Consider the following 17,671-nt stretch of genomic DNA (forward strand, 5'->3'; position numbering starts at 1 on the left):
GAAAACACAATGAAAATTTCACGCTACGACTCAAATATTCATTTAGCAAAACGCACTTTCGACGTCGTTATCTCGCTACTCATCTTGCTGGCGACGATGCCAATTATGCCGATGATCGCACTAGTCATTGTGGTCAATTCGAAAGGCCCTGTCATTTATCGTCAGCTCCGTGTTGGTCGCTGCACACCAGAGAAGATGGACTTATTTGAAATTATGAAGTTTCGCACCATGTACATCGATGCTGAACAGCGCTCAGGGGCGGTGTGGGCCAGCGAAAATGACCCTCGAATAACTCCCGTTGGCCGATTCCTACGCAAGACGCGTCTGGATGAACTACCGCAACTGTTCAATGTTCTCAAAGGGGAAATGTCTTTGATTGGTCCTCGTCCAGAGCGCCCTGCTTTCTATCAAAAACTAGAAGATGAAATTCCTTATTTTGTTGAACGTACCTACGGCGTATTACCAGGTATCACTGGCCTAGCGCAAGTCAACCAAGGTTATGACTCTTGTATTGAGGACGTTCGCCGCAAAGTGGGCTTCGACCACAGCTATGCATTGAGTCTAAGTTCTTTTAATTCTTGGATTTCGATGGACATTTCGATCATGAGTAAAACGCTCGTCGTCATGATCGATGGTCGAGGTCAGTAAGGTTAGGGAGATAGAACGGAAGCCAAAAAGGAGGAAATAGATGAAACGTTACTCTTGCCACTGTCGACGCATGTTTTCAATCGTCGCCAGTGGCACATCATGAATACTTTGAAATTCTTCGCGACACACCTTTATTTCCACTTCAATGCCCTTTTTTTCGCAATACTGTAGATAACGCTTCATCTCCCAGTGACGTACAAACGTGTTACTAACAATCACTGTGTTTCCCTTACTTAACCACTTGCGCGTTTGTTGAAAACACCATTCGTGGGCATCAGTCAGCTTTGTACCATCAAAAACGTATTCACCACTTTCATTCTCAAAGTACATGTCAGCTTCAAAATGTTTGGCTTTGAGCTGCTTGGACAACTTCTTGGCAAGCGTCGTCTTACCAGAACCCGGTAAGCCACGAATTAGGATAAGTTTTGCGTTGGGCATAATGGTGTGATTTTAGTGGAAAACCAGCAAACTGTACGCGATTTTTATAGAAAAGAAAGCCAAAGTGAATAGAAGCTTCATTTACTCTCTCGATCTTGCTCTCAGTTACGTAAATAATTACCCCGCAGCGTTAATTTTTGTTCCCTCCTGTCGCATTTAAAACTAGAATGCGCGCGCATTTATTGAGCCTCAAAAAATCACTTAAAGTGAACGATTCACAATACAACACTCAATAGATCTGAGCTTTTAAATAAAGTTACTCTCAACCAATTCGCCACTCTTAATCTGATGGCATTTTATAAGGGTTTAGTCTTTGAAAAGAAGTCTTCTTTCAATCCTTGTCGCATCGCTGCTTTTTGGCTGCGGTGGCGATGAAAACAATCACTCAACAAGCACTACGCCACCAACGGTAGAACCTGATTTACCGCCAGATCAGCCGGATATTGGCGTAACTACCTATCAAGGTAAGTTGTTCATCAATGGCAAACAACTGACTGGCGATATTCAGTGCGATGGACAAAACATCAGTGAATCTGGCTACTTTACCTATGCGGCTTCAGAGGGTAATTTCAGTTGTGAATTTGGCGCTGTCTCTTTAGGTGAATTCAGCTATCAGATCCCAGTGCAAACCCGCACGGGCTCACAACCTGCTGAGTTAACTCAAAACTACGATCTTAAATATGTGCTCGGTACGCATGCCAACAATGCCGCTAAGCTACTGCATAAAATCGATACGTGTCCTTCGCAAGACACGCAAGTTTGCTTGGATGAAATAAACAGCTACGACATCCAAGACCTATACGAAAGCGACGATCAAGCTGCGATTGATGCGTTTCTCAACCCTAGCGTTGTGAATGAAGGCGACCAACCTAGCGCTCACGTAGATCCAGAACTTCAACCAGAAGTCACCCCAGGTGCAAGCAACAACCTAACAGGGTCGTTTGTTTCTGCCAATGCAGAAGCCGCCTACGAATACAAACCAAGTGCCGCCAACAAACCACTAACTAAGAGCCGATTAACCGACTCGCAAGGCAACGCACTTGCTGGTGTCGAGTTCTTCAGCCAATCCGCACGTGGAATCACGGATACCAACGGTGAGTTCGAATACCTATGGGGTGAAAACCTGATCTTTGGTATCGATACCTTTACTCTAGGTCAAGTGAAAGGCAATAAGGTCAATTACCAACTTACAGATTTAAGCGACAACCCATTGGTGAAGCAGAACCTTGATGCGTTCGTTCATCGCTATGGTGTGTCTTCTGGCAACCACATTGAAATCAGCGATACCGTTCGTCAGGTGTTTGCACAATACCCGAACGTTATTAACGAGCTGATCAATTTAAGCCTACCAAACGGCGCAAAAATTGAAGGCACGAACTTCACCACGCCAAATGAGTTCGAAGCACAATTCAGCCAAGGTTTAACACAAATCATTGATGGGCAACTAAAGCAGACGCCTCAATGGTCAAGCTTTGCTGCGCCTATGCTGCGTACGGTTCGTGCTTCTGGCAGTAATTATGTCACGCAATCTCTGCATCAGATTTATGCAGGTGTGGATAGCGTCCACATCTTCCATGATAATCATGGTTGGGGCGGCTCTGGCTACACACGTGCGATGCGCAACTTCAACCTAACTAACGAAGCCTTCCCTGTTCTGATGCCACGTAACGACAACAGCTACTGGCTCCCGTTTGGTGAAGAAGCGGCATGGACTCGTGGTTCTGGCAAAGATCAAAAAGCCTACATTGTGGATGCCACAACCATTGATGAGAGCTCAACGATCGTGATGCAGCGCCCAGAAGTGATTTCCAAACAAACCGCGACCTTTAATCTACCAACCATGACGGCAGGTATGATTGGTTCAGGTAAAGTGGTGTTCTTGGGTAACGCGATGTACACCTCTATCTTCTCTTGTCCAGACAACTACTGGGCAGGCGCAGATCTGGGCATCGACAGCGAAGCACAGCAATGTCGTTACAGCACACCTCACAACCAAGAAGCGCAAGATGCGGATACTCGTACCGATCGCGGCAGCATGCAAATCATGTTCAGCAACTTGATCGATTGGTTAGTGCCGAATGCAACGCAAGAATCTGTCGCGATTGCCACCAACATCAACAAAGGTCACGCATTCCGTTGGGATCGCAAAGAAGGTCAAATCTACGATTTCTTTGTCAATCCAAGCTATAAATTGGGTGAAATGGACGTATTAAGCAGCGGCCAGTTTGATTCATTAGATCCAACCTCTACACCACTGCTTTTGCTTCAGTCTTACGAAATCAAAACCGATGGCTACGCGACAAAATCCGTCGTGGCTGACATCAACCAACCTAAGTTGGACGCTGATGACGTTACAGCGCTGATCGAATACGTAAACAACGGTGGTAGCATCATCTTCTTTGATGCTTTGGAAGAGAGTAACCCAGAGCCAATTGCTCGTTTAGCGGATGCGGCAGGCGTTTCTGTTGGCGGTGCGAACGTTGCCAAGACGTTCCAATCCTTGTGTACTGATAGCTATTGGTGTCACAGTACATCAGGCCCGAACGTACCTAACTTGCATACCGTCGCAGAGCATGATCTCGTGGTTTATGAACGTTATGCAGACACGACTAAGATTGAGATTAACGACAACGGTACGGTGACATGGCCGGGCAATATCGACATGCCAACGCTAGAAATTCCGTTGTACAAAGTCTCAATTGATGGACAAGAGCATCAACGCTATGCCTTCCACATGGTGAAGTCGGAACAAGAGAAGCAAGCAGCCGTCGCAGAGCTTCAACGCGAGTTTCCTGGCGTGCCGGTTTGTAAAGACGATTACCAATACGAAGTAAACTGTATTGAAGTGCGCGAAGGTCATGGCATTCCAAGCCGCGGTAACCACCATCGCCCAGACTTTACCCGTTACGAAATGAGCCCAGAAGTCGTGGATAGCATGGTAAAGGCAGCGAACTTAGGTGCAAATATTGATCGCCTGCTTTCTCACGAGCTTTACTACCGCAGTATAGGAGAGATTGGTGAACGCTTGTCGCAGGCTGAGTTAACTTCAACCTACGATAACCTATCCGTTTGGCTGTGGAATGACGAGCAATACGAGTTCAATCCAAACGTACAAGATGAACTTGGCTTCGAACGTGCGGTCGAAATGCTGAACTGTTACACAAGCAACGAACATCAAGGCGGTAATGTTTGTGGTCAAGAGACGCGAGAGCAACTTGCTAAATGGTCAATGATTACCGAATCAGGCGAGCTGAACCCGTCTTACCCTCTGAACTGGATGGAAAAGCCGTTAACCCGCATGATGCTGGGTCGCTCTTATTGGGATTTGGATATCAGTGTCGATACGACTGGCTACCCAGGTCGACCAAGCCAATCAGGCAGTGCAGCGAACATTGCTATTCATACTGACAACAAAACCGTGATAGGTACAGCAGGCAGTATGCAATCGACGGGCTTGTGGGCGCCGCAACTGCAAGAAGTCACCATTTCAGGGGGCGTGAAAGCATCTATCAACGTTGCTTTGGTTGATGATCTAACGGGCCGTGCAAACCACGAGCTGAGTTTGAAACGCCCGCCACGCGTGCAAAAGACCTTCCAATATGACGGTTCCTCTTTGAGCTTCAAAGTACCTTACGGTGGTTTGATTTACATTCAACCGTTAGAAGTGGATTCTCGTGACGTTGTGACGTTTAACTTCACTGGCGTGCTTCGTGCATCTTGGTGGAAAAACGGCTCTTGGCTAAACCCAATCAACACAGACGTACCACTGGCAGAAATCGACTCCGGTCATTTCATCTACACCACGCCAACGAATAACGTGCTGGATACAGACGTACCTAAGTTTGTCGATGAACTGAATGCATTCGCGAATGATGCCAGTGATTTTTACGGACGTGACCAGGTTATTGAACAAGGTCAACATCGTCGATTTACTTATGATGCCCTACTCGCTAACCGTCACCGCTTTGTGAATGACGTGCAAATCTCGATTGGAGCGGCGCACTCAGGCTACCCAGTACAAAGCAACAGCTACTGGCCGACATGGACAGTGGTGCCAACGAACCCAACCAACGACTGGTTGTTATGGCATGAAGTTGGCCACAACCTTGCTTCAGCGCCGTTTATGATGGTAGGTTCGACTGAGGTTACTAACAACATTCTTGCCCTTTACATGCAAGAGCAGCGTGAAGAGAAACCGTATATGGAACGCATCGCAAGCGACCTATCTAAATCGCCGCTATGGCTTGATCGTTTTGAAGGTCATGCTTGGAGTGAAGCGGATGTTGGCATGCGTTTAGCCATGTTCGGTCAGTTAAAACTGTGGGCAGAAGATCATTTCAATATTGATGGCTGGTATTCGAACCAAGCAGAGAAACCAAGCATCTTTGGCGAAGATCAGGGCTGGAACTTCTTCAAACTCGCACACCGTAAAGCGCGAGGTGACAGCATTGGCGACCAAGGCATTAACTACTGTGAAACGCAAAGCAGCCAGTTAAACCAAGGGGATCTCATGATGGCATGTACCTCATATCTGACCGGATATGATCTAACAGATTACTTCCGTATGTGGAACCCATCAGAAACCAAAGCCAACCTGCCAAATGGCACTGTTGATTACTCCGGTGGTTTAACGCCTGCCGGTTTCAACGCGGTTGCTGCAATGGGCTTACCTAAGCCAGAGAAATCTCCATTTGAGTATTTGTCTGTTAAGTAACCCGTAAGATGATAAAAGCCGACAGAATTCGATTCTGTCGGCTTTTTTGTATCACTCTGTTTGCTTTGGCGAAATGCCGAAGAGGCAAACTACAAGGCCATCAACTCTCGCTGAGTTTGCTTATCCAGTTTTTCTATCGCATATCGAAACGCCGTTCTCGGCATTCTGCTGTGGCTGCATTTCAAATAATCTATCACACGTTCCGGTTCTTTTTGTGCCAATACTTTGAGCATCCAGCCATAGCCCTTTTGCACCAAGTAATGGTCATCTTCTAACAATAAGTCCACTATTTGAAAAGGCTTAGTGCCTCCATACAGACCTTTATTTATCGGATAAATCAGTACAACTGCTGCGGCACGCCTGACGGCAAAGTTGTCACTCTTACACCAACTGAGTGTTCGCTGAAACAACTGGTTATCTTGAGCAATGAGCGCACCGAAAGCGTGGGTGCAGAAATCATCACAATCATTCCAGTCGGTAATGTACTGATAAAGCCAAGACTCAAACCGAGCATACGTCACCTCATCATAATGCTTTCTCATTCTGTAGGCCCAATCAAACGCAATCACACTCAAAGCCCAATCGCGCTCAGCTAATAATCTCTCACATTGTTCGAAAACTAAGTCTGGCTGTTTGCTATCCAATTGACGAAAGCTCTTGGAGGACAAGTTTCTAACCAAACCTGTCCGAACTCGCTCGTTGGGGTATCCAATCTCACTCAACTGTTCAGATAACGTTTCTACAACATTCATTTTTCTTCTCTCAACACTTCCTTGGTGATACGTTTGGCGTGAATCAACCACCAAGGTCGCCCGTCAAACAAACGAGAGCCAACTTGTTCAACTTCCAACATCAAGCCGTCGACAACTTCGCTAGGCAATACTTCCCTTAATTGAACTTCATTACTCACCCATTCTTGATAAATGGCATGCCAAAATTCAGAAACACCCTTTCTCTCAATCGCTTCAACTAATTCAAATCCGTTTCTTTCTAGAGCCGAACGCCATGCAAAGCCCAGCTTTTTCGATTTAGGCGAGCCCTCTAGTGGCTCCCGTGTTGTGAAAATCAGTTGGCCACCCTTATTTAGTAAGCGATGAACATCTGACAGCAATTGGTCTTCGTCTTTTGCAAATGGTAAAGCGTCGATGCTGACAACACAGTCAAACCTATTGTAAAGACGGGATAAATTTTCAAATTCCACCACAGAAAACTCGACGCTTGAGCCCTCTTGTGTATGGTGCTTAGCGTACTCAATTGCGAATTCAGAACGATCTACGCCTAACACGTCGCAATCTAACGCTTGGTTAAGCCAGCGACTAAAGCCACCAGCTCCACAACCTAAATCCAATACAGCCTTAGGTTTTTTGTTAATGAGTTTACCTTGAATTTGCTCGAGTAACTCGACAGTACAACTGCTGTAAGGCTGCAAGTTCGAGGGGTAGATCTCACCTGCCGCTTTTGTCCATAATGAATTAAAGAAATCGTTGTTTAAACGGTATTGATAGCTATCCATAAATTACTTTGCTTCCTGTCTGCGTAACCATTCTTGTGCGGCTTCCCCCATGGTTATGCCCTCTGCTTGGTTCATCCATTGCATGAAGCCGCGATCAAACGCGAAATTATCTCCACACTTCGCTTTGAAGTAGCGACGTACATTCTGAGTACTCTTATAAGAGGAAGTCACTAACATGTTGTCTTCTATCTGGTCTTTATGCCAATCCACTTTATTCATCTCACGTTCCTTGCCTGACTTTAATACGCAACGTCTTGCTTAAAAGAGAGAGTGACATCTTTTATTACCCACATCTACTTGGTGCTACTGAATACTTCATTTTTGCTGATAGGCTCATATTCCAACCATTTATGGGTTGCACGGGAAAACAAAATGGGTACGAGACTCAATTATTTACCGATCGCATTGTAATCAGAGCTTCGCTAAGGCGGTCTGCAATTAGGGTCTCCCACTATTTATTGAAGGAATGAAAATGAAACAAACGCTTCACCCGAAAGTTCAACAGCAGTTAGGAATAGCTTTACTGGCATTGCGACTCAGTATCGCACTGGTGTTTATCATGTGGGCGCTGGATAAAGTGCTAGTGCCCGAACACGCAATGAAAGTATTTTCTAGCTTCTATGGCTTAGATATTTCGAGTGGCTTTTCTGTCGCGTTAGGTATTGCCCAGTTGGTGTTCATCGGGATTTTTGTGGCTGGACTTTGGAAGAATCTGACTTATCTTGCAATTCTGGTATTGCACTCAGGCTCGACTTTCTCTTCGTTCGCGAAATACCTAGATCCATTCAACAACCTACTATTCTTCGCGGCATGGCCAATGCTTGCAGCATGTTTCGCTCTCTACCTGTTGCGTGAGCATGACATTTATGTACTGAGAAAACAGCCTCAAGCGGTTTCTATTTAACTCACATCCAAGAACAAAACGCATTAAAAAGGGAGGCTTATCGCCTCCCTCTTCACTCATTGAATATCGGTACTTCTATCATCGAAGCATGATAAAACGCATATCGCCCTTTGCCTAATTGCTTGGCTCGATACACTGCCATATCAGAACAGTGCAATAAGGTCTCGATGTCTCTTCCTGCATTATCTGTCATGACAACACCAATGGATGCGGTTAAGTTGATATCGAGACCTAGACGGTCGGCGGTGCTCTGTAGCTTTTCAAGAAATCTATCTAGCTTGAGTTCAAGATCCCGCTTGTTTCTAAACTCTTTCGTCAATACCACAAATTCGTCGCCGCCAAATCGACCTACAATGTCACGCTTATGGCCAAAGCTCTCTCTCAATACCGCCACAAATAACGCGAGGACTTTATCTCCCGCTAGGTGACCGTAGGTATCGTTGATATATTTGAGGTTATCCATATCAAAGAATATACAGGCTCTAGGCGTGTTGCCAAGGGCTAATGATTTCTCTGCACCTCGCAAGAAGTATTCGCGTGTTAGCAATCCACTACGTGAACAAAAGACACCATTGCGACTGGCTTGAATAACTTGCTCGAAATGCTCTTTTAATTCCATAGAAGCGTCATTAAACACGACCTTACTCTCTTCCAAGAATCGGTCAAGCGGCTGCGTTAGACCCACCACTTGCTTACCCATTAAACGTGCGATCACGACGTAGATAGCGATAATCAACAACACGTTTGCACCAAACATCAATGTACCTTCGCCAAGTAACGCGCTAAATTTCGCTTTGGAAAGCAAAATCCAAGGCGTACCTTCTACCCTAGTAAATTCAACGTATGATAAATCCAGAGGATAACTGTAAGTAAAGAAGCCACCTCTCTCGGAGCCCGTTAGTGCTTTTAAATTCTCTTCACGGTCAAACAGTTTTTCATAACCGTAGTTGAACAAGTTGACACCAATGTAATGCTCGTCTCGAGAGTGGCTGATGATGTTAAGATCTTCATCTAATAGCACGCTGTAAATGTCGCTCTCTCCCTCTGTATCCAATGCTTTTTGAATCTCAGAGAAATGAATGGACGCAGATATCGTGCCTTGTAAATCACCACCCTCATCAAACATTGGGCGACACAATACATACACCGTTTGTCCGTTAGAGACATCGGTGAGGACATTGGTCATGACTGTTTTTTTGGTGCGAATAACCTGGTGGAAGTACTTTCGGTGAGCAATAGAGTGGACTTTGTCATTATGAGTACTCACCATGTTTCCTACACCATCACTGAAACCAATGCCCGCAAGGTCAAACGCTTGCTTATAAGGCATTGCTCTCTGTGCACGCTCGTGTAAGGAGATATCGGGTTCAGTGAAATGTTGATCGGAACTCATTGCTCGCAATAAATCACGGTAGCCACCAATGATCGTACCAAGATTAATTTCTGCCGATTTGACGTGATATTTGGAAAGGTTTTGAGCTTCACCAACTTGCTGATACGCCCAGTAAGTAAAGTTAGTGAATAATGCAATGAGGAATATCGGGACGGTATACCGCAGTGTGACCGATTGAAGACTTCTGGATACATTCATGATTTAGTTATTGTTATTAATAGCCGTACAAAACTTTTCGTTTGCATAATAATGATTTCCCCGCCCTGAGCTTGTGACCTTATGACGTTCAAATCACAAAAATTTCAAGTACGTTCTGCACATAGTCTCAATCACAAGAAAATCCGGCAATTATACCCATGCCTTGGTATCTAAACAGCCATTTTCAGACCTTATTCGACAAAATATTTTACTCACTCAACAAAAGGTATTTGTTTATAAATATCATCATGTTAAATAAACCACAATTATGCATAAAGACTGACTTATACTGATAGATTAGAAAACCCATACCCTTAAATCATCTAACTTTTGTCGTAGGAGTCACAGGTCCCACGCCGTACAAGTATGAGTTTTTCTACCCCATTTCTAACAATTGAGATAGTTAGCCTACACTTTTATATCAACCAATTGGATATGGGTGTGTACTGTGGTCAGATCGCTTTCATGGAATAACCTATCTGTTAAGCACAAGTTATTTAGCTTAGTTGTTTTACCCATTGTTCTGCTCCTCTTTCTCGCGGGACAACAAGTTCATCGACTCTCTACACAAGCACAAGATCTAGAGAAGGCTCAGTTATTTTCTGACTATATGGATAACGTTTCTTTTCTGTATAACTTGCCAAATAACGGTGACGTTTCAGACAGGGAATTAGCGATCAAATACATCACCCAATCACTTAACAACGAAGCAAAGCGCATCTTTGCAGACAAAGGTTTAGAAATGGCCGATCTGCTTTCCAGCATAGAAGAAGCGAGCTTATCTCTGACGACCACAACAGACATGAATGAGCGTCTAGACATTGCAGAATGGCGAGCAGACACCTACAAGCAGATCCTACTCGCATTAGAAAAAGTGCCGTTTAATGACGCCACCTATGAAACCCAAGCGCACCTCTCTGCGCTAATACAAATCGAGTGGTTGATGTTTTGGTCTAAAGAAGAGAACCGCCTGAGCCAATATCTGATTTACTCCGTTGAGCACAACCAATTTTATGATGCCGACATCAGCAGCGAGATTGAGTCTCTGGTCAAAAACCAACAATTGTTCCTTGAACGCTTCGTCACTCTCAACGCCAACCAACAACAAGTTGAACTGTTAATCGACACATTCACCAATGAAGTGTTCGTCCTTAGCCAAGAGTTCAGAAGCTTTCTGTTCAACGAAGAAGCGCTCAGCACCCTGCCAGAAGCTGAAGTTGCAGCAGGATTAACCGCCCTAAATGGACGCTTAGCCTTGCTCAAAAACGTCGATAACGACATATCCAATCAACTCAAAGCGGATGTTGGTCAAGCGATCACCATAGCCAATCAGCAGCGTTTGATGTTCATTGGCGTTATGTCTTTCATTACCATCGCGGTGATTAGCTTAGCGCTACGCCTCGTACGTAAAGTAACCAACAACCTTCAATTGGTTCTCGAATTTCTCCGTCGTGATAGCTACAGCGAAGAATCTCCACTAAGAGAGTTAATCAAAGGTAAAGATGAGTTAAGTAAATTTGCGCAAGAAGTTGAGCGGTTGAGTTACGAACGCGAGCAAGCCAAGGTCAAACTCACCCAAGCTAAGGAAGACGCGGAACAAGCAAAAGATGATGCGATTAAAGCCAGTAAAGCAAAAAGCAGTTTCCTTGCCAATATGTCACATGAAATACGTACCCCGTTGAATGGTGTTATCGGTATTTCAGAAGTGCTGTCCGATACCTCTCTTACCGCTACGCAAAAAGACTACGTCGACACCATTGAGACGTCATCACAGCTACTACTGAGCTTGATTAATGACATTTTGGACTTTTCCAAGATTGAATCTGGCATGCTACTTATCAGCCCTCATTCCACATGCGTGCGCGAATCCATTTACGACATCGCATCTATTGTTTCGCCGAAAGCAAAAGAAAAAGGCATCGACCTTAAAGTAAGCATTAGCCGTAATACCCCTTATCGATTGATGATTGATGATCACCGTCTACGCCAAGTTATCATGAACTTTATGTCTAATGCGGTGAAGTTCACCGAAAAAGGCAGCGTGCATCTCTCTGTTACCACACACGGCGTCTCAGGCGCCAACGCTGTCATGGAGTTTTCTGTTCAGGATTCAGGTATTGGGATCGACGAGCAACAACAAAAGAACATCTTCGAACCATTCGCACAAGAAGATAACTCTACAACCCGCCAGTTTGGTGGTACTGGTCTTGGCTTAGCAATAAGTACACAGCTCGTCGAGTTAATGGGAGGCAAGATCCAACTAGAATCTGAAAAAGGACACGGCAGTCGATTTTTCTTCCAAATATCCCCTGCAATCGTTCATTTGGGCTTTGATCCCAAGCATGCTGCCAGCGAAAGCCAAATTTGGTTAGTTTGCGAAGATGCAGACATGGAACGGATACTGCGCGATGAACTGAGCTTCTACCAGATTGCGGTTCATCAATCGATAACACACTTAGACGCCCTTCCTGCTTGGATTAGCGATAAGGAACGCGTCATCGTGATTTACAACGAGACACGACCAAATTCAGCGATGAAAAACGAAGCAACATTCCAACGACTAGCTGCTCAAAATGTGCATATTTGTCTCGTTAGACACCTTCATAGCGACCAGTTTGATTTTGGTGAAAATGTCAGTGCGATTATTACTCAGCCACTTCTGGGGCAACGCCTAGTCAAGGCGATTGAAAGCTGTCAGGCAAGATTCAGTCAAACCGCTCTAGAGGCAGATGCAAGGGAAACATCGAATACGAACAACAAGATCTTGGTGGTCGATGACAACACGGTAAACCAAAAAATCGCAGGGTTACATGTGACAAAGGCTGGCTATGAATTTGACTTAGCGGCCAATGGCCAAGAAGCGGTCGAGATGTTCGCTAAAAATCAATACGCATTGATTCTGATGGATTGCATGATGCCCGTGATGGATGGGTTTGAAGCAACAAAAAGAATTCGCCAATTGGAAAAAGAGGTCAATAGAGGCTATCGAATCCCAATCATTGCCTTAACAGCAAGCGTAGTGGATGACGACATACAGAAATGTTTCGATGTCGGTATGGATGACTACGTGCCTAAACCATTCAAAGCAGCGGTATTAAAAGATAAGTTGTCAAAAGCCGTTGAGGCGAGCAAATCGAACGTAGCAATAACGCCCGCGGTATCTTCAACTATAAGCAGCCGAATCAACACTCAATCAAAAGAAAGGCCGGAAGAACCGATGACAACGCCATTACCCAGCCGATCTGAGCGTATTCTTTTGGTTGAAGACAATACGGTCAACCAAAAAGTCGCTTCTCTACTTCTGAGTAAGGCGGGATATCAATTTGAAATCGCTGAAAATGGTCAGATCGCCTTGGACATGTTCCAACAAGATAATAGCTTCGACATCATCTTAATGGACTGCATGATGCCGGTGATGGATGGCTTCGAAGCAACTAAAGAGATTCGTGCATACGAAAAAGTTTCTGGTTTGCCTAAGACCCCTATTATCGCGCTCACAGCAAGTGTCGTAGACGACGATATTCAACGCTGTTATGACTCTGGCATGGATGCCTATGTACCGAAACCAGTGAGAAAAGAAAAGCTTCTCCATCAAATTGAAAGTGTGATTTAAAGAGCAAGGTAATGGTCATGGATACCCATTTATTAAAAAACAAGGTACTTAGCGTTGTTTCTACCGTGATGATTGCTTTTGCATTGCTGATCTCCTTTGATAGTGAAGCCTTGGCAGGAAATAGCTATGCTATTTTTTCTCTCGATTCAGATTTTGATGAACTCAACATCACCAAAGCACGAAAGCTCTATCGAGGGAAAACCAAACGACTGCAGGGTAAACGAATTGAGCTATCTGATTGGCCTGATACCTCATCGGAACGCTCTGAGTTCTACCGATACCTCCTCAACAAAAATGTCGCGCAAATGAATGCGCATTGGGCAAGCTTGTCATTCTCAGGGAAAGCGCGCCCACCCAAAGTTATCGACAATTCCGATATGGATGCCCTTTTGACATGGATGAAAGAAAAGCCAAATCGCATTGGCTATGCACCGGTGAGTAGCCTTCCGTCAAATGCACAGATCCTCTACGTAGTAAGCTCGGAGAAATAATATGAAGAAAACACTCATCGCATCAGTGATAGCAACAGCGCTTAGCAGTGTGGCCTTACCGAGCTTAGCGGCAATAGAGATCACCGATAATTTATCGTTGAGCGGCTTTGGCTCTACCTCATGGGCAACAACTGACAACAAAACACCAGTGCTCGTTAATCGATTCATCGACGATGAAAACTGCTACGACTGTGATACCACCTTTGGTGTTCAACTCGACTTCTATTACGACGCTTTTAAAGCTTCTGCTCAAATGGTCAAAAGACCACAGGACCACTGGAGCGATCCTCAGCTAGAATGGGCCTACCTTGCCTACAGCTACGGCAATATTGAGTTTCGCGCGGGTCGCCTACGAATGCCTGTATTCCTCGCCTCCGAGTATTACTATGTCGGGCATGCCTTTACGCCAGCAAGGCCACCAAACGAAGTCTATGACAGTATTCTGGGAATTACGGCGTTCAATGGGATTTCATTTCTATGGAACTATGAGATCAACGACAGCATGACGTTAACCACGACACCTTTCATTGGTTTTCATGATGAAAGTACCATCGACTTTAACGCCAATACCGAGCTGACGTTCAAAACTAACGATATGTATGGCGTGAACTTCATCTTGAGTGGTGATTATTATCGTTGGAACTTGACCTATTTAGATTCGAATTACGACCAAGAAACGAAACTGCGCAACCTCACTACCACTATTCCTGGTGTTGGTGTTGTTCCCATTCCAGATCAAACCATCAAAGCAAAAGGCCAAGATATTCAGCTTATCTCGCTAGGCGCAGAATATGAGTTTGATACCCTGACTTTAACTTTGGAAGGTCAAAGCAACGACATTGCATCTGCATGGTATGCACAAGGCAGCTATAACTTAAACAAGTTCACACCGTATGCTATTTATGGCCAACAGTTTGATGACCATGAACATAAAGTGAGCGATAGCTATCTATTGGGTGTGAGGTACGATCTGCACTATAACGTGTCACTCAATGCGGAATGGCAACACTTTAAAGCTTATCGAGACGCCTCAGGTGCATTTGTTTCTCCCCCTTCAGATGACAGCGCAGATATGTACACCATTATGGCTAACTTTGTGTTCTAAGCCTTTGGCAGGTCAATGCTTATCGACCTGCCTCCCCTCTATCACCGTCTCCGTTCTTCATCTTCTGTAATAGAGTACTCATGACTTAAACCGGTTGATCATCACAACCGAAACAACGGTCAGTATCATCCCCAAGGCATGAAACCAAGTAAATGATTCATTCAATATAAAAATGGCGCACAACGCCGTCATCGCAGGGCCAATATTGCTCACCAAACTCAGGTGTGCGGGGTCGAGGCGCGCCATTGCGGCTGCTATCAAATATGAGGGAATCACCGTGCAGAAGATGCCAAGCAATACCCCAATGGTGATGAGTTCTTCACTCATAGTATTTAACTGTAACGAGCTAAAAGACAGATGAATAAGAATTGCAATCCCAGCACTCCCCATTCCAATACTGGTGAACAGCTTACTTCCGAGTTTTGCGATACTGGCTTTACTCATGACCAAGTACACGGCAAATACAAATGCCGACGCAATCGCTAACCCACCACCGAGCCAAATCTTCTCTCCATATTGAGTAAGATCGTGCGCCACAATGAGACCAACCCCAAGATACCCAACCAAAACGGCAAATAATACCGAACGCTTGGGTGATTGCCCCTCTTTAAACCACATGATCAGCACAACAAAAGTAGGAAAAAGGAAAAGTAATAAGCGCTCAAGTTGGGCGGAAATGTAATTAAGTGCCGTAATGTCTAAATAACTGGCCAAGTAATAACCCAGCACGCCAATGGACGCCGCTTTAAGTCCATGCTTTCTCACTTTCCCGCGATATTCAGAGTTACGCAACGTCCAAAACAAAATGCCAAGGTAAACTGGTAATGAACTCATCGCTCGTAGCGTCATGATACTGACCGCATCACCACCATACTGGTAAGCGAGTTTGACAAAGACAGGTTTAATCGAAAACAGCAGTGTTCCGGCAAGTGCAAGCATGACACCTATTGTCACGGCACTCACTGGCTTCTTTTTGATCTGGCTTTCTGATTGGTCGTTGGAATCGGATGCCGTATTCATTTTGTCTCCTTGATGATTGATGACTTTCAAACAAGGCTACGAGATAGAATACGACTCTGGCTGCATCTACTCGCAGCCAGGCACAACTCAACCTACCGACTGCTTGGCATTGGAAGGAGGAGCCACCAGAGGTTGGTTGTGCGGATGATCATTTTACTTTCCTATTCGGGTAGAAGGTTCAGATTAACCATTGAACATATTTTGTTCAAGCTTAAGGTCTTTAAAATAGTACTCTTTGTCGTGTTGTCCGACCTCTCTCAGCACACGACACGGATTACCAACCGCAACAACGTTGGCAGGAATGTCCTTGGTTACTATGCTGCCAGCGCCAATCACTGAGTTCTCTCCAATCGTCACACCCGGCAATACCACCGAGTTTGCGCCAATCCACACGTTATCTCCGATTCGAACTGCTATGTTGAACTGAGCGACATCTCGTCTCAAATCAGGATCGATTGGGTGCCCTGCCGTCGCTATAGTCACATTCGGTCCAATCATTACGCTATTCCCAATGTAGATGTAAGTATCGTCAACCAAAGTGAGATTGAAGTTTGCGTAAACATTATCACCGAGGTAAGTGTGGCATCCCCAATTCGCCCTTAAAGGCGGTTCGATGTAGCAATTCTCACCTACAGACGCGAGAAAACGCCCGAGTATCTCGCCGCGCTTTTCTGACTCTGAAGGACGGGTGTGATTGTAATCGTATAAGGTTTCAAGACATTCGGTTTGCATTGCCGCCAGCTCTTCATCATTGCAGAAGTACACTTTTTGGCTGTGCAGCATGGTTTTCTTATCCATTTTTATTCCTGTTTAGGGGATGTTCTTGGTTGGAATTTAGCAAAGTAGCGGTAACAATGGCTTGCCAAAAGTCATGAAATTCACCCGTCGCCCTAAAAAGAGAGCAAGCAATTATTAGCGAAGAAAATGGGCGAAGGTGAAAGTGAAGGTATCGTGTCCAAAGTTGAAATACGAACAGAAATCAAAAATGCCGCAAATTTCGAATCTTACGGCATTTGTTCTAAGTAGGCTTATTTCTTTTTTTACGAGCCTCCAGACGCGCTTTAAATTTCTTATCTCGCCGCTTTAATGCTCGAAAAAACTTCGATTCTTCGTGATACCAACCAATAACACTTACAGGAAACCCCACCAGCATCATGATAAAAATATCGGCGGGAAACTGCTCCGTAATGTCTTTCAATGAATGCAGCTCACCAAAAACAAATAAACCGATTACCTTGCCAACCAACAACGCACAGCAAATCATCAAGAAAGACTTCATAATGTAGCTCCATTTGCCTTTCTTGCGTTCTTCTCGCCAATACACATATTTGTGCTCGCGGTTGTACATTTCCCCCTCCGTATAAGTGACATTGTCACCATCATTTTCGAAATGGAATGTTAATGCGAGACGGCAAGCCCGCACTACTTTAATCATAGTGCGATTGGAGGGAGTTGCTTATTAGACCAATAAGAAATGACGGGGATTTTACTGAGCGGTCCATATTTGTTTGTAAGAGCGCAGTTCTCGGTTGGACTCATCCAAACCAAACATGCCTGCTAGAGCCTCTAGTTTTTGCTTGTAACGTCCTAGTGCGCTTTCATCATCAGTCATGATCGCGAATTTTTCACAAGAT

General features: G+C 44.8%; 14 protein-coding genes and 1 pseudogene. 6 read left to right on the top strand and 9 right to left on the bottom strand.

Translation table 11 applies throughout. The annotated features are described in order from the left end of the window. Positions 1-9 precede the first annotated feature (9 nt). On the top strand, positions 10-648 hold the full coding sequence (locus tag KHO06_RS09990; RefSeq protein WP_212581473.1) for a sugar transferase: 639 nt from the start codon (positions 10-12) through the stop codon (positions 646-648). A 48-nt stretch (positions 649-696) separates the two neighbouring features. On the opposite strand, the gene KHO06_RS09995 is transcribed toward KHO06_RS09990, so the two are convergent. Then, positions 697-1,086, bottom strand: a complete 390-nt coding sequence (locus KHO06_RS09995) for an ATP-binding protein (protein ID WP_045380354.1) — start codon at positions 1,084-1,086, stop codon at positions 697-699. A 313-nt stretch (positions 1,087-1,399) separates the two neighbouring features. On the opposite strand from KHO06_RS09995, the gene KHO06_RS10000 reads away from it, so the two are divergent. Further along, positions 1,400-5,800 (top strand): SslE/AcfD family lipoprotein zinc metalloprotease, encoded by a 4,401-nt coding sequence (locus KHO06_RS10000; protein WP_212581474.1) that lies wholly within the window; start codon positions 1,400-1,402, stop codon positions 5,798-5,800. An 89-nt stretch (positions 5,801-5,889) separates the two neighbouring features. Here KHO06_RS10000 and KHO06_RS10005 read toward each other — a convergent pair whose 3' ends face one another. Genes KHO06_RS10005 through KHO06_RS10015 form a run of 3 tightly spaced genes read right to left on the bottom strand, consistent with a single transcriptional unit; the run spans position 5,890 to position 7,532 of the window. Beyond that, positions 5,890-6,552 (bottom strand): DNA alkylation repair protein, encoded by a 663-nt coding sequence (locus KHO06_RS10005; RefSeq protein ID WP_212581475.1) that lies wholly within the window; start codon positions 6,550-6,552, stop codon positions 5,890-5,892. Continuing rightward, a complete protein-coding gene (locus KHO06_RS10010) occupies positions 6,549-7,313 on the bottom strand; it encodes a class I SAM-dependent methyltransferase (protein WP_212581476.1) in 765 nt (254 codons plus the stop codon). Before KHO06_RS10010 ends, KHO06_RS10005 begins: the two co-directional genes overlap by 4 nt. A gap of 3 nt (positions 7,314-7,316) precedes the next feature. After that, positions 7,317-7,532, bottom strand: coding sequence for a DUF6434 domain-containing protein (locus KHO06_RS10015; protein ID WP_005427785.1), 216 nt, complete (start codon positions 7,530-7,532; stop codon positions 7,317-7,319). 253 nt (positions 7,533-7,785) lie between these two features. Between KHO06_RS10015 and KHO06_RS10020 the strand changes: the two genes are divergently transcribed. After that, the gene (locus KHO06_RS10020; RefSeq protein WP_212581477.1) at positions 7,786-8,217 is read left to right on the top strand and encodes a hypothetical protein; all 432 of its coding nucleotides are present in this window, start codon (positions 7,786-7,788) and stop codon (positions 8,215-8,217) included. A 52-nt stretch (positions 8,218-8,269) separates the two neighbouring features. Here the strand turns inward: KHO06_RS10020 and KHO06_RS10025 are convergent, their stop codons facing one another. After that, positions 8,270-9,808, bottom strand: a complete 1,539-nt coding sequence (locus KHO06_RS10025) for a sensor domain-containing diguanylate cyclase (protein ID WP_212581478.1) — start codon at positions 9,806-9,808, stop codon at positions 8,270-8,272. Positions 9,809-10,256: 448 nt separating this feature from the next. On the opposite strand from KHO06_RS10025, the gene KHO06_RS10030 reads away from it, so the two are divergent. The 3 genes from KHO06_RS10030 to KHO06_RS10040 are packed head-to-tail and all read left to right on the top strand — an operon-like array spanning position 10,257 to position 15,017. After that, positions 10,257-13,421: a response regulator gene (locus KHO06_RS10030; protein WP_212581479.1), complete on the top strand. Its 3,165-nt coding sequence runs from the start codon at positions 10,257-10,259 to the stop codon at positions 13,419-13,421. A gap of 17 nt (positions 13,422-13,438) precedes the next feature. After that, entirely contained in the window at positions 13,439-13,912 is a 474-nt protein-coding gene (locus tag KHO06_RS10035) for a hypothetical protein (RefSeq protein ID WP_212581480.1), read from the top strand. A gap of 1 nt (position 13,913) precedes the next feature. Then, the gene (locus KHO06_RS10040) at positions 13,914-15,017 is read left to right on the top strand and encodes a porin (protein ID WP_212581481.1); all 1,104 of its coding nucleotides are present in this window, start codon (positions 13,914-13,916) and stop codon (positions 15,015-15,017) included. A 78-nt stretch (positions 15,018-15,095) separates the two neighbouring features. Here the strand turns inward: KHO06_RS10040 and KHO06_RS10045 are convergent, their stop codons facing one another. From KHO06_RS10045 to KHO06_RS10060, 4 genes and pseudogenes are all read right to left on the bottom strand, one after another. After that, on the bottom strand, positions 15,096-16,037 hold the full coding sequence (locus KHO06_RS10045; RefSeq protein ID WP_212581482.1) for an EamA family transporter: 942 nt from the start codon (positions 16,035-16,037) through the stop codon (positions 15,096-15,098). A 183-nt stretch (positions 16,038-16,220) separates the two neighbouring features. Then, positions 16,221-16,835 carry a sugar O-acetyltransferase gene (locus KHO06_RS10050; protein WP_212581483.1) on the bottom strand — a complete coding sequence of 205 codons (615 nt, stop codon included), beginning with the start codon at positions 16,833-16,835 and terminating at the stop codon, positions 16,221-16,223. Between the two features lie 220 nt (positions 16,836-17,055). After that, positions 17,056-17,385: a hypothetical protein gene (locus KHO06_RS10055; RefSeq protein WP_212581484.1), complete on the bottom strand. Its 330-nt coding sequence runs from the start codon at positions 17,383-17,385 to the stop codon at positions 17,056-17,058. A gap of 138 nt (positions 17,386-17,523) precedes the next feature. Then, positions 17,524-17,661, bottom strand: a pseudogene (locus tag KHO06_RS10060) (adenylate cyclase); the annotation flags it as partial. Positions 17,662-17,671: the final 10 nt, after the last annotated feature.

The sequence above is a fragment of the Vibrio sp. B1FIG11 genome (assembly GCF_905175335.1).
GTDB lineage: Bacteria > Pseudomonadota > Gammaproteobacteria > Enterobacterales > Vibrionaceae > Vibrio > Vibrio campbellii.

What these genes read in the sequence shown, in the direction of transcription:
- KHO06_RS09990 (WP_212581473.1), top strand. Translation starts at nt 10, where the DNA reads ATGAAAATTTCACGCTACGACTCAAATATTCATTTAGCAAAACGCACT.
- KHO06_RS09995 (WP_045380354.1), bottom strand. Translation starts at nt 1,086, where the DNA reads ATGCCCAACGCAAAACTTATCCTAATTCGTGGCTTACCGGGTTCTGGT.
- KHO06_RS10005 (WP_212581475.1), bottom strand. Translation starts at nt 6,552, where the DNA reads ATGAATGTTGTAGAAACGTTATCTGAACAGTTGAGTGAGATTGGATAC.
- KHO06_RS10010 (WP_212581476.1), bottom strand. Translation starts at nt 7,313, where the DNA reads ATGGATAGCTATCAATACCGTTTAAACAACGATTTCTTTAATTCATTA.
- KHO06_RS10015 (WP_005427785.1), bottom strand. Translation starts at nt 7,532, where the DNA reads ATGAATAAAGTGGATTGGCATAAAGACCAGATAGAAGACAACATGTTA.
- KHO06_RS10020 (WP_212581477.1), top strand. Translation starts at nt 7,786, where the DNA reads ATGAAACAAACGCTTCACCCGAAAGTTCAACAGCAGTTAGGAATAGCT.
- KHO06_RS10025 (WP_212581478.1), bottom strand. Translation starts at nt 9,808, where the DNA reads ATGAATGTATCCAGAAGTCTTCAATCGGTCACACTGCGGTATACCGTC.
- KHO06_RS10035 (WP_212581480.1), top strand. Translation starts at nt 13,439, where the DNA reads ATGGATACCCATTTATTAAAAAACAAGGTACTTAGCGTTGTTTCTACC.
- KHO06_RS10040 (WP_212581481.1), top strand. Translation starts at nt 13,914, where the DNA reads ATGAAGAAAACACTCATCGCATCAGTGATAGCAACAGCGCTTAGCAGT.
- KHO06_RS10045 (WP_212581482.1), bottom strand. Translation starts at nt 16,037, where the DNA reads ATGAATACGGCATCCGATTCCAACGACCAATCAGAAAGCCAGATCAAA.
- KHO06_RS10050 (WP_212581483.1), bottom strand. Translation starts at nt 16,835, where the DNA reads ATGGATAAGAAAACCATGCTGCACAGCCAAAAAGTGTACTTCTGCAAT.
- KHO06_RS10055 (WP_212581484.1), bottom strand. Translation starts at nt 17,385, where the DNA reads ATGTACAACCGCGAGCACAAATATGTGTATTGGCGAGAAGAACGCAAG.